This is a genomic window from Novosphingobium sp. PASSN1 (assembly GCF_002278815.1).
The window spans coordinates 160,799-175,114 of sequence record NZ_NKIS01000001.1 but is presented as its reverse complement, the minus strand read 5'-3'; the positions used below and the strand labels follow the sequence as shown (position 1 = coordinate 175,114).

The following is a 14,316-nucleotide window of genomic DNA, read 5'->3' as shown; positions in this document are numbered from 1 at the left end:
TGGCGGCTCAGCCCCGCTCGCGCGCCAGTTGCTCCTGCTTGTCGAGCGCCGTTTCGGTCGGGATGAAGCTCTTCGAGGTCACCTTGAGCCAGATCAGGATCGGCGCGGCCATGTAGATCGAGCTGTACGTACCCACGAAGATGCCCAGCGTGATCGCTGCGGTGAAGCCGAAGATCACGTCCGGCCCGAACAGCAGCAGCGCGAGCAGCGTGATCAGCATCGAAAGCGACGTCACCAGCGTGCGCGCCAGCGTCTCGTTCACCGATAGATCGAGCAGCTCGGGCATCGGCATCTTGCGGTATTTCTTCAGGTTCTCGCGGATCCGGTCATAAACCACGATCGTATCGTTGAGCGAATAGCCGATCAGCGTGAGCAGCGCCGCCACGATGTTGAGATCGAATTCCAGCTGCGTCACCGCAAACAGACCCAGCGTCAGCACCACGTCGTGCACCAGGCTGAACAGCGCGCCGATGCCGAACTGCCATTCGAAGCGCAGCCAGATGTAAGCCGCCACCGCCAGCGCCGCGAGGCCGAGCGACAGCACCGCGCTGTGCCACAGCTCGCCTGAAACCTTGCCCGAGACCGAATCCACCCCGTCCACGCGCGCATCGGCGTGCTTGGCCTTGATGTCTGCGGTGATCGTGCGCGCCATCTTGTCGGCAAGGCCGGAATCATGGTCCGCGCCTTCCGGCAGCTTCATCCGGATCGAGATCTCGTTGGGCTTGCCATAACGCTGGATGATCGGTTCGCCATAGCCCAGCTTGTCGATCTCGGTGCGCAGCACAGCAACCGGCGCTTCCGCGCTCTGGGTGAAGGTCACGCGGATCATCTGCCCGCCGATGAAATCGACGCCAAGGTTGAGGCCCTTGGTGAACACGAGGCCAAGGCTCGCGGCCATCAGCAGCATGCTGATCACGTAAAACGGCACGCGCCAGCGCAGGAACCGGATGTTGGTGTTGTCGGGAACGAGCTTGAGGAGCTTCATCGGGCCGGTTCCTTACAAGGCAATTTCAGTGGGACGCGCGCGGCGCAGCCACTGCGCCACCCACAGCCGGGTCATGGTCACGGAGGTAAACACCGAAGTCGCGATGCCGATCAGCAGCACGATGGCAAACCCGCGCACCGGGCCGGAGCCGAATGCGGCCATCGAAACCGCCGCAATCACGTTGGTGATATTCGCGTCGAAAATCGCACGGCTGGCTTCCTTATAGCCCATCTCCACCGCCTGGAACACGCGCCGTCCGCGGTGCCTTTCCTCGCGGATACGCTCGTTGATCAGCACGTTGGCGTCCACCGCCGCGCCGATGGTCAGCACGAAACCGGCGATGCCCGGCAGCGTCAGCGTCGTGCCGATCAGAGCCATCACGCCCAGGATCATCAGCACGTTGAACACCAGCGCGATGCAGGCATAGACCCCGAAGCGGCCGTATGTCGCCAGAATGAACGCGGCCAGCGCCAGCGTGCCGACCGCCATCGCGATCATGCCCTTGCGGATCGAATCCGCGCCGAGGTCCGGCCCGACAGTGCGTTCTTCCACCACCTTGAGATCGACCGGCAGTGCGCCCGAGCGCAGCGAGATCGCCAGATTGCTGGCCGCCTGCGTGGTGAAGTTGCCCGAAATCACTGCGCTGCCGCCCAGAATCGGCTCGTTGATGTTGGGCGCGGAAAGCACTTTGCCATCGAGGATGATCGCGAACGGCTTGTTGACGTTCTGCGTCGTCAGCTTGGCAAACCGCGCGCCGCCTTCGGTGGTGAAGGTGATCGCCACTTGCGGCTCGTTGGTCTGCTGGTTGTTCGTCACTTGCGCGTTCGTCAGCTGATCGCCACGAATGCCGCCCAGCCGCTTTACCGCGATCGAGCCCACCGGCCCGCCGTCCTTGCCCGGCGCATACGGCACGATCTCGCTGCCCGGAGGCGCGACACCGCGCTGGATATCGCTCTGCAGTGCGGTCGTATCGACCAGCTTGAACTCCAGCTTGGCGGTCTGCCCGAGCAGGTTCTTGAGCGCCTGCGGGTCCTGCAGGCCCGGCACCTGCACCACGATGCGGTTGGGGCCGGAACGGATGATCGTCGGCTCGCGCGTGCCCAGCGCGTCGATGCGCTTGCGCACCACTTCGACTGCGGTCTCCATCGCCTGCACCACGGCCTGATCGATGCCCTCGGGCGTCGGCTTGAGCACGAAGCGGTTGCCGTCGATCACGTTGATCGTCCAGTCGCGCGCGCCGGTCAGCCCCGCACCGTTGGTCAGCGGCAGGATCGCCTCGCGCACCGCATCGACCTTGCCCGGATCTTCAACCAGGAAAGTCAGCGCGCCGTCGCGGTTGGAAATGTCGCTGATGCGGATATTGCCGCCCGCTTGCTTGAGCTTGCCGCGCACGGATTCGTCCATGCCCTCGATGCGCTGCTGGCGCACTTGTGCGGGATCGGCTTCGAGCAGGATATGGCTGCCGCCCGCAAGATCGAGCCCCAGATTGACCTTGGGCGCATAGACCCCGGCTGGAATGGCGAAACCCATGGTGGACAGGAGCGACGGGACCGCGGCCAGCGCAGCGGCCAGCGTGATCGCCCAGAGCCAGATCACCTTCCAGCGCGGAAATTCAAGCATTTCGAGCAGTCTTCCTGAAGGAGCCCCGGCGCATCGGAATGGGAAACGCGGGCCGCAGCATCAATTTGGTCGTTCGGCGTGAAGCGGGCAGCACTCAGTCGTTGGCGGGAGCCGAACCGGCTGGCGGCATGACATCGCCAATCGTCGCCCGCACCGCGCGGACGCGCACATTGGGGGCCAATTCCAGATCGACGATATGATCGTCAACCTTGAGCACCTTGCCGATGAGGCCGCCGGCCGTCACCACCTGATCGCCCTTCTTCAGCCCTGCGATCTTCGCCTGCTGATCCTTCTGGCGGCGCATCTGCGGACGCAGGATCAGGAAGTAGAAGATCACCGCCATCGCAACGAGCGGCAGGAACTGCAGATAAGCAGGCGGCTCGCCCGCAGCAGTGGCAGGAGCAGCGGCGGCGAGCATGGAGAGCAAGGCAGGACCGTTCATGGCTGGTCAGAAACTTTCGATAGGGCGGGCTTGAGGCTCGATCCGGCCCCGCAGGCCGAACCTCACCAATATCGGCTGGCGCGCTAGCAGTTTGGCATGGCTTAGGCAACTTTGCGCGGGGCCCCGCCGCCCCGCTTTTGCCCGCGCCATCAAATCAACCATCAAGAAGCCTTGCGCTCCTGCAAACCCCTGCCTATAGGCGCGCCTTCCGGTCGGGACGTAGCGCAGCCTGGTAGCGCATCACACTGGGGGTGTGGGGGTCGGAGGTTCGAATCCTCTCGTCCCGACCAACTATTTCAAGCGGCGCTCCCCCTGCAGGCGCCGCTTCCCCGACCTCACCAAACTTGTAGCACCGCCCCTTACGGCTTCTTGCCCGCATCGGTCCGGTACTTGTCGAACCACGCGAGGATCGCCGAAGCCTTGGCCGCCGATTGCGAGGGCCGCGCGGTGAAGCCGCCGTGGCTGGCGCCGGGCACTTTCACGAGCGCGGTCGGCACGCCGCGGATTTGCAGCGCCGCGTAATATTGCTCGGATTCGCTCACCGGCGTGCGGAAGTCTTCGCTCCCCACCACCACCATTGTCGGCGTTTTCACATTGCCCACCAGCGAGAGCGGCGAACGGTTCCAGTAGCTCATCGGGTCTTCCCACGGCTGCTTCTTGAACCAGTAGCGCGAGGTGAAGCCCGTACCATCCATCGTCAGCGCCTCGCTGATCCAGTTGATCACCGGCTTCTGCGTGGCGGCGGCCTTGAAGCGGTCGGTCTTGCCCACGATCCAGCTGGTCAGCACCCCGCCGCCCGAACCGCCGGTCACGAACAGGTTGTCCGGATCGGCCACGCCCTTGGCAATCGCCGCATCCACCGCGCTCATCAGGTCGCCATAGTCATCGCTCGGGTAGTTCTTGTCGATCAGGTTGGCGAACTCGCTGCCGTAGGACGTGCTCCCGCGCGGATTGGTGTAGAGCACCGCATAGCCCTGCGCGGCATACAGCTGGTCGTCCGAGGAAAAGACCTGCCCATAAGCCGTGTGCGGCCCGCCGTGGATTTCCAGGATCAGCGGCACGCGCTTGCCCGCCTGATAGCCCGGCGGCAGCACCAGCCACGCCCCGATCTTGCGCCCGTCGCTCGCCGTCACGTCCAGCGGCTCGACGCGTCCCAGCGCCTTGGCCGCCAGCACCGTCTCGCCCAGCCGCGTCACTTGCCGCTTGCCGATGAACAGGTTTGCAGGCCGCACGCCGCCGCTGGCATCGCCGGTCCACGCGATCACCCCGCCCTTGGAAACGCTGAAGCTGCCGCCGGTATAGGGCCGGTCGAACCCGCTGCCCGCCAGCCCTTCGGCCACCACCGTCAGCTTTCCAGCGAGATCGATCCGCGCCACCTTGCGCACCGCCTTGTCGTCAAAGGCCGCATAGACCGAGCGCCCGTCCGCCGCCCACTGCACATCCTCGATGCTGCGGTCGAGCGTGGCCGTCAGCGCCCGCACGTTCGCACCATCGCGGTCCATCACGTAGAGCACAGACGGCTGGTAGCTCTTGTGCGTATCGTCGAACCCGAGAAACGCGATTTTCCCGCCATCGGGCGAGACCACCGCATTCTGATCCGGCCCATAGCGCCTGGTCAGCTGCGTCAGCGCCCCGCTCGCCAGATCGAGCGCAAAGACCTCGCTGTCATTGGGCTCGCGCTCCCAGTCTGCGCGGCGATTGGAGGAAAGCACCAGCGTGCGGCCATCCGGCGCAAACGAAAGCGGCCCGGAAACATCGAACTTGCCGTAAGTCAGCTGGCGCGGCGCACCGCCGTCCGCCGCCACCACAAACGCCTGATCGAACCCCGGCTTGAGATAGCCGCCGCCATCCGCGCGGTAGGTCACCCGGTCGATCACTTCGAGCGGCTCGGCCCACTTCGCGCCCTCGGGCTTGGCCGGCGCTGCGCCCAGCCGCGTCGCCTCGCCCGGCACGCGCATGGTATAGGCAAGCTGCTTGCCATCGGGCGACCAGGCAAGGCTGGCAGGCGCATCCGGCAGCCCGGTGATCCGCGCCGTCGCGCCGCTCTCCATCCACCGCACATACAATTGCGGCGAACTGCCTTCCTCGGCCCCGACATAGGCCAGCCGCTTGCCATCGGGCGACCACACCGGCGAAAACTGCGCGGCCCCGCCCGCGCCCGCCAGCGGCACTTGCTCGCCGCTCTGCACATCCACGATCCAGATCGCCGAGCGCATCCGGTCGGTCATCACATCGCCCGATTGGCGCACATAAGCGGCGCGCGTCCCGTCCGGGCTGATCTGCGGACCGGACGCCATCTCGAGGCCGAACAAGTCCGCGCCGGTGAAGCTGCGCGAAGGCTGCTCGCTCGCGGCTGCAGGCGAAGCTGTCTGGGCCACGGCGGGCACGCAGGTCGAAAGGAGAAGCAGGGCAATCGTCTGGCGAAGCATGGATAATTCCCGCGTGATGGATCGTTGCCCCATCTTTGGCCCGCCAGCCCGCACCCGCGCAAGCGGTGTTTTAGCGCCGGACAAGATCGTCAGCCGCGTCCATGCTCCATCCTGTCAATCCGGCAGTGCCGCCACGAACGCCCGCACCACATGCGCCGAATTGGCCGAGGCGAGATGCTCGAACACATATTCCATGTTCTTGTGCGGATCCCCGCCCGCCAGATCGGAAAGGCTGCGAAACACGATGGCCGGCACGCTGTTGCTCATCGCCACCTGCATCACCGCGCCGCTCTCCATATCGAGCACCCGCGCCGCCCACGCACGCTGGAGGTAGATGCGGAAGGCCGCATTGTCGGCATAGATCCCCGCCGTCACCCCCGTCCCGCCAACTTCGACCTTGGGCATGCGCGGCAGGCACAGCGCCGATCCGGCGCGCATCTTGTCCGAAGGCGGCACGCAGCGTTCCAGCGTGATCCCCGCCACCACCTGCTTCGCCAGCGCCAGCAACCCGGCATCAACCGGAATGCGGTAAACCCGCTGCATCTGCGCGGTTTTGCTGGTGATCAGCGTTCCGCGCGGGAAGATGAAGTTCCAGTTCGCGGGCGATTCCGGGTGCCCCTCATCCGGCGGCATCCAGCCCTTCTTCGTCTTCCGTGCGAAAGAGCCCTCCAGGTACTGCCCCCAGTTCTCAGGCACCACGACATCGCCGATGGACAGCGCCGGATCGACTCCGCCCGCAATTCCGGAAAACACGATCCGCTTCACGGTGAACCGGCCGAGCACGAGCTGCGTGCTCATCGCCGCATTCACCACGCTCACCCCGCTCTGCATCAGCACGACGGGCTTGCCCTCCAGCGTCCCCGTCAGGAAGGTGTTGCCGTTGATGGTGTGCTCCTTCGCCTCCTGAATCAGCGGCGCGAGCGAATGCCATTCGGGATGGAACGCGGTCATCACCACCGTGCGCGGCGTATCATCCAGCTTTTGCGCTGCGGCTGGCACCGCCAACAGCGCGGCGCAGAGCAGGAGGATGGACCGGATCATGCCGCAGCCATCCACATGAAGCGCACCACGAACAGCGCGGCGAGCAGATAGAGAAACCAGTCCGACGTGCGCGCCTGCCCCTTGATCAGCTTGAGGAACGCGTGCGCGGTGATCCCAAAGGCGAGGCCATTGGCGATCGAGAACGTCAGCGGGATCATCGCCACGGTCAGGAACGCCGGGATCGCCGCCATCGGGTCGTCCCAGTCCACTTCAGTCAGCGGCAGCAGCATCAACCCGCCTACCACCACCAGCGCAGGCGCAGTCGCCGCCAGCGGGACCAGCTGCGCATAAGGCGCAACGAACATCGTGGCGAAAAACAGCAGCCCGCAGACCACCGCCGTCAGCCCCGTGCGCCCGCCCGCCTGCACGCCCGCCGCGCTCTCGACATAGCTCGTCACGGTCGAAGTGCCCGCCACCGCGCCGACCATCGTCGCCACCGCGTCGGTCATCAGGATGCGGTTCAGCCCCGGTATCTTGCCCGCCGCATCCATCAGCCCGGCGCGCTTGGTCACCGCGACCAGCGTGCCGATATTGTCGAACAGATCGACGAACAGGAACACGAACAGAATCTCGACCAGCCCCAGCCCGGCCCGGTGCGCGTTCTCGCCGGAAAGGCCAAACACGCCCGGAATATCGAGCTTGAACGCCGTCGCCGTCAGCGCCGAGAGGCTGTAGGGCTCGGTCGGCGCATGGACTTGCCCCATCGCCCAGCCCGCCAGCGTGGTCAGCACGATCCCGATCAGCATCGCCGCGCGCACGTTCCAAACCGCGAGCGAGCCGATAACCACCAGCCCGAACAGCGCCATCGCCGGCCCCGGCTCGGTCACGCTGCCCAGCGCCACGAACGTCGCGGGATTGGCGACGACGATGCCTGCATCCTTCAGCCCGATAAACCCGATGAACAGGCCAATGCCCCCCGCCACCGCCGCAAACAGGTGCTGCGGGATGACCGAGACGATGAGCTGGCGCACTCCCGTCAGCGTCAGAATCAGGAACGCAAGGCCCGAGAGGAACACACAGCCCAGCGCCACCGGCCACGGCACGCCCATCTGCTGCACCACGGTGAAGCTGAAATAGGCGTTCAGCCCCATGCCCGGCGCGAGCGCCAGCGGGGTGTTCGCCACCATGCCCATCAGGATCGAGGCAAAGGCCGCGGCAAAACATGTCGCCGCCGCCACCGAGGCGACCGGCAGGCCCGCCTGCCCGAGGATCGCCGGATTGACGAGCACGATATAGGCCATCGTCAGAAACGTGGTGAACCCCGCCAGCACTTCAGTGCGCACATCGGTGCCGCGTTCGCTCAGTTTGAAGCGGGCCTCCAGCATCCCGGCATTCGCCGCATCGCCCGTCATGTCATGTCCCCCGCATCTGCATTCGCCGGCATGGTCACGCCGACGATTCCCCTGTCTTCAAGCTCTGCCGCCAGCCGCAGCAGCGCCCCTTCGCCGCCCTGCTTGCCGATCAGCTGCAAGCCTAGCGGCAAAAGCCCCGCGCGCTGCAAGGGTACGGCCAGCACCGGCAGCCCGGTAAAGGTGATCGGCTGGGTATGCATGCCAAGGTTCGACCGCGCCTCGTTCAGTTCGCCGTCGATCAGGATCATGGGATCGTTGATCAGCGGCGCAGCACACGGCGCAGACGGCGCGAGCAGCACATCGAACTCTGCCACCAGCGCCGCAATTCGCGCCATGTGTTCGGCGCGGAACGCCCGCGCTTCGTCGTAGAGCGCATCGGGCAGCAAGGCCCCCGCGATCAGCCGGTCGCGCACGGCGGGATCATAGGCAAAGGGATCGGCGGCCAGCGCATCGCGGTGCAGCTTTCCGCCTTCATAGGCCGTCATCACAAAGGCCGCACTGCGCGCCCGCGCCACATCGGGCAGTTCGATCAGCGGTGCTTCGGGCGCTATCGCATCGATCGCGGCAAGCTGCGCCGGATCGGCATTCTCGCGAAACCGCCCGCCCAGCCGCGCCACGCGCAGCGCGCCCTGATGCGGCGCAATTGCGCCGCCCCGCAGCACGTCCCACACCAGCGCCAGATCGCCCAGATTGGCTGCAAACGGCCCGATCTCGTCAAAGCTCTCGGCAAACGGAAATGTCCCCGCCAGCGGCAGATCACCGCGCGCGGGACGCACCCCATACAGCCCGCACAAGCTGGCCGGAATGCGCACCGAACCATTGGTGTCCGATCCCAGCGCAAAGGACACCAGCCCCGCCGCCACCGCCGCCGCCGATCCGCCCGAAGAACCGCCCGCCAGCCGCGCGGGATCATGCGGATTGCGCGTGGTGCCATAGTCGGCATTCACCGTGGCAAAGCCATAGGCAAAGGCATCCATGTTGAGCGTGGCGCACAGCACAGCGCCCGCCGCGCGCAGCCGCTGCACCGCCAGCGCATCGGCTGCCGCCACAGGCCCCTTCGCCCGCGCGGCGGAGCCAGCCGTCGTCGGCAGGTCCGCCACATCGAACAAGTCTTTCACTGCATAAGGCACGCCCGCGAGCGGCCCCAGATCGCACCCCAGCGCGCGCTTCGCGTCCACCGCGGCCGCTTCGGCCAGCGCCCGCTCGGCCAGCACCCGCGTCACCGCAACATGCGGATCGGCCGCCAGCGCATCGAGCGTGCGCACGGCCACCCCCGTTGCCGTCACTTCTCCGCTGCGTACCGCAGCCGCAATCGCTGTCGCCGTCTTCATGCCCCGTCCTCACCCAGCGCGATCCGCGCATGCCGCGTCAGCAGCGTCAGATTGGCATTCACCCCAGCGCGGCATTCGTCCGGCACCGTCAGTCCGATCTCGCCTGCGCGCACCAGCATCGCCGCCTCGCCTTGTGGGGGCAACGGCACGACTGCCGCTGCCGCATCCAGCTCGCTCCGCCAGCGCCCGGCCAGCCATGCGCAGACGAACAGCTGCAACTGGTGGAAAATCATCAGCGGCAGGATCACCACGCCCACGTCCGCCGGAGCAAACAGCGCCCCCGCCATCGGCACGCCCGAAACGAGGCTCTTCTTCGAACCGCAGAACAGCAGCACGATGGCATCCTCGCGCTTGAGGCCCGCCGCGCGCGCGACCATCCCGTTAAGCGCGATCACGATGCCGAGGATCACCGCCGAAGCGGCCAGCAGCACCGCCAGATCAACCAGCCCCACCCGGCTCCACACCCCGTTCACCACCGCCGCGCTGAACGCCGAATAGACCACCAGCAGCACCGAAGACTGGTCCACCGGGCGGAGCAGGGCCTTATGGCTATCGATCCACTTGCCGATCACCGGCCGGAGCAAGTGCCCGGCAAGGAATGGTAGCAGCAACTGCGTGCCGATCTTCTGTACCGAGGCGAGGCCGTCCATCCCGCCACTCCCATCAGCCGCAGGGCCGCCCGAATGGATGAACACCGCCACCAGCAGCGGCGTCAGCACGATGCCGATGAGATTGGACAGCGAGGCACTGCACACCGCCGCCGCGACATTGCCCCCCGCCAGCGCGGTAAAGGCAATCGAGCTCTGCACGGTCGAAGGCAGCAGCGCGAGGAACAGCAGCCCCATCGCCAGCGCCGGATCGATGAACGGCGCAGTCAGCGCCGCCGCCGCCAGCCCCAGCACCGGAAACAGCCCATAGGTAAAGCCAAGCGCCATCAGGTGCAGCCGCCAGTGCCCGATCCCGGCAAGCACCGCTTCGCGCGAAAGCTTCGCGCCGTGGAGGAAAAACAGCAGCACGATCGCCCCGTCCGCTGCCCAGTCGAACACAGCCTGCGCCGCGCCGCGCGCGGGCAGCACGCTGGCCGCCACCATGCAGCCCACCAGCCACAGCAGGAACTGATCGATCTTGGGCAAAGAAAAGCGCGCCGCCATGGTTCTCCCCGCTAAACCGCGCCTGAACCACCCAGACGTCCGCCTTGAAGCGCAGGGCTTGTTGCAAAAAACAGCCCATGCGTCACCATCGGCAGCGGCGCCATCCCCCGCCGCATGCCCGGATGCAGGCCGTCACGCAGGCCGTCATCGGGGCGGGCTCTGTTCAAAGCGGTCCCAGTGCCCGGTAATCTCGTCCACCACTTTGCCGCCCACGCGGTACAAGCTCTCCAGCGCGGCGGTCATCCCGGCATAGCCCTGGTTCTCGCTGAGCAAATACGCTGCAGCATCCACTCCCGGCGGCGGCATCGTGAAATTGCTCGCCGCGCGCAGCACCATTACCCGGTCGCGGTCCGCCCGGCCCACTTTCGTGAGGTATTCGATGGATTGGAACGTGCCCGTCTCCTCCATCGCGGAGGTCACGAACTCGCCCTTGCCCTTGGTCCAGAACTTCGTCCAGTCATTGGCCCACTGGGTCAGCTTCGCGCCGTGCCAGAAGGTCATCGCCGCCAGATTGTCACCCTTCAGCACGAACGGCGGCTTCTGCGCATTGGGATAGCCGGTGAAAGCCTTGCGCGCCTCGGCAATCCGCGCATCATCCGGCAGCGCCATGTCCTTCGTGAGGGCAAAGGCCCAGTCCCGCAGCGCCGGATTGAGCTCGAACAGCTCACCGTTGGCCGGTTCCAGCGGGGTCTTGTCCATCGGCCCCTTGCTGTGCAGCGCGAAGTAGCCGCTCGTCCACCCAGCCGGAATCTCCCGCGCATCGATCTCGTGCGCCATGTCGCCATCGATCAGATAGCGCGCCCACGCAGCGGAACCGACCGAGGCATCCCCCGGATCGATCCCGGCAATCCCCGCGACGAGCCAATAGGCCTTCGCCAGATCTAGCCGCTCATCCAGCCCCAGCGCCAGCGCCGCCGTGGCCGATTTGATCGAGCCCATTCCCGTCACAATGGCGAGAACGCCGGTTTCGGGATCATAGGCCAGATCGTGCCAGCCTTGCGGAAACGCCAGCGGCTCGGTCAGATGCCGCCGCTCTTTCCACAGCTGGAATTCGCCCGGCGCGTCGCCCGTGTCCTTGCCGATCTCGAACATGGTGACGACCACCACCCGCACCGGCAGCTTCGCGCTGCAAGGCCGCGCCGGCGCGCAGGCCTTCACCGCCGCCAGCGTGGCGGCATCGGCCACGGGCGCGGCGCTCGCAGACTGGGAAGCCAGCAGGCCAGCCGCAAGGCACGCAAGACGCACAATACCACGCATGGCCCGGATCCCCCTGAAATCACGTCATGAAAAACGAGGGCGAAGGGCAGCCGCGCCGCCCCTCGCCCCATGGCCCGGTCAGAACTTGTAGACGACCGAGGCCTGCCAGTTGCGCGGACGCTCGGGCAGCGCGATCGTGCTGCCGAACAGTTCCGTGAAGTTGGCGCGGAAGTACTTGGCGTCGGTGATGTTCTTGACGACCACGCGCAGCAGCCACGGCCCCTTGGCATACGAGATGCTGCCATCGACCAGCGTATAGGCCGGCAGACGAACCGTCTGCGCCTGCCCCGAAAACACCGACGGCACGTGGCTGACACTGCCCGCAAACGCGAGGCCATTGTCGAACGAGTAGGTCGCGGTGGCCGAGAACAGATCCTTCGGGATACCGGCGCGGCGCGCCTGATCCTTGTTGCCGATCGGCAGCAGGCCGAACAGCTGCCCACCAAGGTGCAGCGATTGGTCGGTCACGCCCTTGAGATCGCCAATGCCGAAGAAGCTGAACAGCACGCCATCATTGAGCGCGGTCAGGTTGTAGACGTTGGTCTTGGTATAGGCGCCCGTCACCAGCAGGTGGCGATCCACCGACCAGCGCACTTCGGCCTCGAGGCCCTTGGTCTCGACCGCCTGGTTGACCGTGATCGACTGCGCGTTGAAGTCCACGCGGCTCTGCTTGTAGACCGAAACGGCGGCATAGAGGCGATTGTTCAGGAACGAACCCTTAATGCCGCCTTCATAGAGCTTCGAGGCGCTGATCCATGTGCCCGCCTGCAGGTTGCCCGGATCAAGCTCCGCACCCTGCCCCGCGATCACCACCGACTGGCGCGCGATCGTGCCATAAGGCACCAACCCGAACGGCAGCTTGTAGTTGGCGCTGACCGACCACGACCACGCGCCTTGCGTGTCCTCGCCCACCGCGCCGTTCTTCGAGCGGGTGCGGGTGGCATCGCTGGTCGATTTGCCCTTGATGTTGTCATACCGGACGCCGCCGGTCACATCGAGGCCGAAGTTGAAATCGAGGTCGACCAGACCCGCCAGACCGAAGTCGGTGTAATAGCCAGTCACATAACTGGAGTAGTCTTTGCCCGACTGGGTCGAGAGCAGACGCGTCGAACGCGCGTCATAGCCCTTGGTCAGGTCGACGCGGTGGAAGAACTCGTAGTCGAAATCGTCACCATGCTTGAAATCGGTGTAGCGGATCGAGGGCGAGAACTGGACCGAGAACTTGCCGACGTCGTTGGTGAACTTCTTCGAGACGACGATCTTGTTCTCGATCACGTAGGAATCGTGGAACTGCGAGAAGCCGTAGGCGTTCTCGTTGAGGTTGGTATAGGCATCGTAGAACAGCTGGTTCTTGATCTCGAGATCGTTCCCGGCGTCGAAGATCAGGTCCATGTAGGCCGTCTTGGCCTTGTTCCACAGCTTGTCCTCGGGGCCGGCCAGCGTGTTGCGCCGATCGAGCTTGGCCGTGCCCGCGCCCGTCAGCGCCAGCTTGGGGTAGTTGTCCTTGAGGCACTGGTCGGTCCAGCCGCCGGGAAACACGCCGCCGCCGCAGGCAAATGCGCCGAACACGCCGAACGAGCCGCCCGCATCCATCTCATCGGGCGAAAGCTTGCCGTCGCCGTCCGTATCGAGCGGCTGGGCCGAACCGGTGATGTAGGTGCCGTTGTCGACCAGATCCTGCGTCAGGCGGTTCCAGCCGCCGTTCTGCTGGCCCTTGAAGTCATGGTACATGCCGCCGAACTCGAGCCGCAAGTTGGGCGAGAGATCGGTATCGAACGCCGCCTGCAGAATGGTCTGCTTGGTGTTCATGTTGCGGTAGTAGCTGCCTGAATCCTCGACCTCGGCGTAGAGGCTGTAGCCGAATTCCTGGCCGCCGATCTTGCCCGGGCCGCGCAGGTCCGCGCTGAGCACGCTCTTGCCCCAGCTGCCGGTGGTGTAAGAAAGCTGGCCCGCCGGGCTGTCCATGTACTTGCCCTTGGCCACGCGGGCCGATTTGGGCACGAAGTTCATGTAGCCGCCGGTCTTCGAAGGACCATAGATCGGCGAGGCCGGGCCGCGCACGATGTCGATGCGGTCCGAAGCGCCGATCGGGGTCGGGTAGTTGCCCGGATTGTCGAGCCTGCGAACGCCGCGGAAATAGACTTCGCCGGGGGTGCCGCGAATGTCGAGCGCGCCGCCGACGCCGAAGAACGAGTTGGTGAAGGTGCCGGGCACTTGCGCGACAAGATCGTAGATCTCGCTCACGCCAAAGCGCTCAAGCTGCTCCTTCGAGATCGTCGAGGCCGAACGCGGCGTTTCGACGAGGTTCTTGTCGAAGCCGAAGATCGAGCCGACGTCCTGGATGGGCAGCGCGCCGAGCGAGCCGACGACGACGATTTCTTCCTTGGCCGGCGGTTCGTCAGCCGGAGCTTCTTGCGCGAACGCGGGCGCCGTCAGCGCGGTGCAGCCAAGGAGGACAAGCCCCGTGACGAAGCTGCGCGAAACCGGCCGCCGTGCGGATGACGTGGAAAAGCTCATGATGGTAACCCCCTGTGGACGCAAAAGGCGCTCCGGCCCTGCCTTCGCGGGGACCGGACAACGCGTGATTGAAACCGCGCCTCTCCTGCAAACCACCGGATATCTTCCCTGCCGCCATGCCGCATAACGGCACCCCCGAGGCAGAGCGCACCCGCTCTTGTTAATGCCACCGCAGCAGCAATTTGTAATAT

10 protein-coding genes and 1 tRNA gene are annotated in these 14,316 nt (G+C 65.7%); 1 reads left to right on the top strand and 10 read right to left on the bottom strand.

Annotated features, from left to right (window positions below):
- Positions 1–7 precede the first annotated feature (7 nt).
- The 3 genes from secF to yajC form a co-directional block, all read right to left on the bottom strand.
- Positions 8–985 carry a protein translocase subunit SecF gene (gene secF, locus CFE35_RS00755; protein ID WP_292926932.1) on the bottom strand — a complete coding sequence of 326 codons (978 nt, stop codon included), beginning with the start codon at positions 983–985 and terminating at the stop codon, positions 8–10.
- 12 nt (positions 986–997) lie between these two features.
- Positions 998–2,605, bottom strand: a complete 1,608-nt coding sequence (secD, locus tag CFE35_RS00750) for a protein translocase subunit SecD (protein ID WP_292926930.1) — start codon at positions 2,603–2,605, stop codon at positions 998–1,000.
- Between the two features lie 94 nt (positions 2,606–2,699).
- Positions 2,700–3,047, bottom strand: a complete 348-nt coding sequence (yajC, locus tag CFE35_RS00745) for a preprotein translocase subunit YajC (protein WP_292926928.1) — start codon at positions 3,045–3,047, stop codon at positions 2,700–2,702.
- Positions 3,048–3,260: 213 nt separating this feature from the next.
- Here yajC and CFE35_RS00740 point away from each other — a divergent pair.
- Positions 3,261–3,337, top strand: a tRNA-Pro gene (locus CFE35_RS00740).
- 69 nt (positions 3,338–3,406) lie between these two features.
- Here the strand turns inward: CFE35_RS00740 and CFE35_RS00735 are convergent.
- From CFE35_RS00735 to CFE35_RS00705, 7 genes are all read right to left on the bottom strand, one after another.
- Entirely contained in the window at positions 3,407–5,476 is a 2,070-nt protein-coding gene (locus CFE35_RS00735; RefSeq protein ID WP_292926926.1) for a S9 family peptidase, read from the bottom strand.
- A 114-nt stretch (positions 5,477–5,590) separates the two neighbouring features.
- Positions 5,591–6,517, bottom strand: a complete 927-nt coding sequence (locus CFE35_RS00730) for a 5'-methylthioadenosine/S-adenosylhomocysteine nucleosidase (protein WP_292926924.1) — start codon at positions 6,515–6,517, stop codon at positions 5,591–5,593.
- Entirely contained in the window at positions 6,514–7,869 is a 1,356-nt protein-coding gene (locus tag CFE35_RS00725) for an NCS2 family permease (RefSeq protein WP_292926922.1), read from the bottom strand. Before CFE35_RS00725 ends, CFE35_RS00730 begins: the two co-directional genes overlap by 4 nt.
- On the bottom strand, positions 7,866–9,200 hold the full coding sequence (locus CFE35_RS00720) for an AtzE family amidohydrolase (protein WP_292926920.1): 1,335 nt from the start codon (positions 9,198–9,200) through the stop codon (positions 7,866–7,868). The genes CFE35_RS00725 and CFE35_RS00720 overlap by 4 nt, the downstream gene beginning before the upstream one ends.
- Positions 9,197–10,351: a bile acid:sodium symporter family protein gene (locus CFE35_RS00715; RefSeq protein WP_292926918.1), complete on the bottom strand. Its 1,155-nt coding sequence runs from the start codon at positions 10,349–10,351 to the stop codon at positions 9,197–9,199. Before CFE35_RS00715 ends, CFE35_RS00720 begins: the two co-directional genes overlap by 4 nt.
- Positions 10,352–10,495: 144 nt before the next feature.
- Entirely contained in the window at positions 10,496–11,608 is a 1,113-nt protein-coding gene (locus tag CFE35_RS00710) for a purine nucleoside permease (protein WP_292926916.1), read from the bottom strand.
- A 78-nt stretch (positions 11,609–11,686) separates the two neighbouring features.
- Positions 11,687–14,125, bottom strand: coding sequence for a TonB-dependent receptor plug domain-containing protein (locus CFE35_RS00705; RefSeq protein WP_292926914.1), 2,439 nt, complete (start codon positions 14,123–14,125; stop codon positions 11,687–11,689).
- Positions 14,126–14,316: the final 191 nt, after the last annotated feature.

What these genes read in the sequence shown, in the direction of transcription:
- secF (WP_292926932.1), bottom strand. Translation starts at nt 985, where the DNA reads ATGAAGCTCCTCAAGCTCGTTCCCGACAACACCAACATCCGGTTCCTG.
- CFE35_RS00730 (WP_292926924.1), bottom strand. Translation starts at nt 6,517, where the DNA reads ATGATCCGGTCCATCCTCCTGCTCTGCGCCGCGCTGTTGGCGGTGCCA.
- CFE35_RS00725 (WP_292926922.1), bottom strand. Translation starts at nt 7,869, where the DNA reads ATGACGGGCGATGCGGCGAATGCCGGGATGCTGGAGGCCCGCTTCAAA.
- CFE35_RS00735 (WP_292926926.1), bottom strand. Translation starts at nt 5,476, where the DNA reads ATGCTTCGCCAGACGATTGCCCTGCTTCTCCTTTCGACCTGCGTGCCC.
- CFE35_RS00705 (WP_292926914.1), bottom strand. Translation starts at nt 14,125, where the DNA reads ATGAGCTTTTCCACGTCATCCGCACGGCGGCCGGTTTCGCGCAGCTTC.
- CFE35_RS00715 (WP_292926918.1), bottom strand. Translation starts at nt 10,351, where the DNA reads ATGGCGGCGCGCTTTTCTTTGCCCAAGATCGATCAGTTCCTGCTGTGG.
- CFE35_RS00710 (WP_292926916.1), bottom strand. Translation starts at nt 11,608, where the DNA reads ATGCGTGGTATTGTGCGTCTTGCGTGCCTTGCGGCTGGCCTGCTGGCT.
- secD (WP_292926930.1), bottom strand. Translation starts at nt 2,605, where the DNA reads ATGCTTGAATTTCCGCGCTGGAAGGTGATCTGGCTCTGGGCGATCACG.
- yajC (WP_292926928.1), bottom strand. Translation starts at nt 3,047, where the DNA reads ATGAACGGTCCTGCCTTGCTCTCCATGCTCGCCGCCGCTGCTCCTGCC.
- CFE35_RS00720 (WP_292926920.1), bottom strand. Translation starts at nt 9,200, where the DNA reads ATGAAGACGGCGACAGCGATTGCGGCTGCGGTACGCAGCGGAGAAGTG.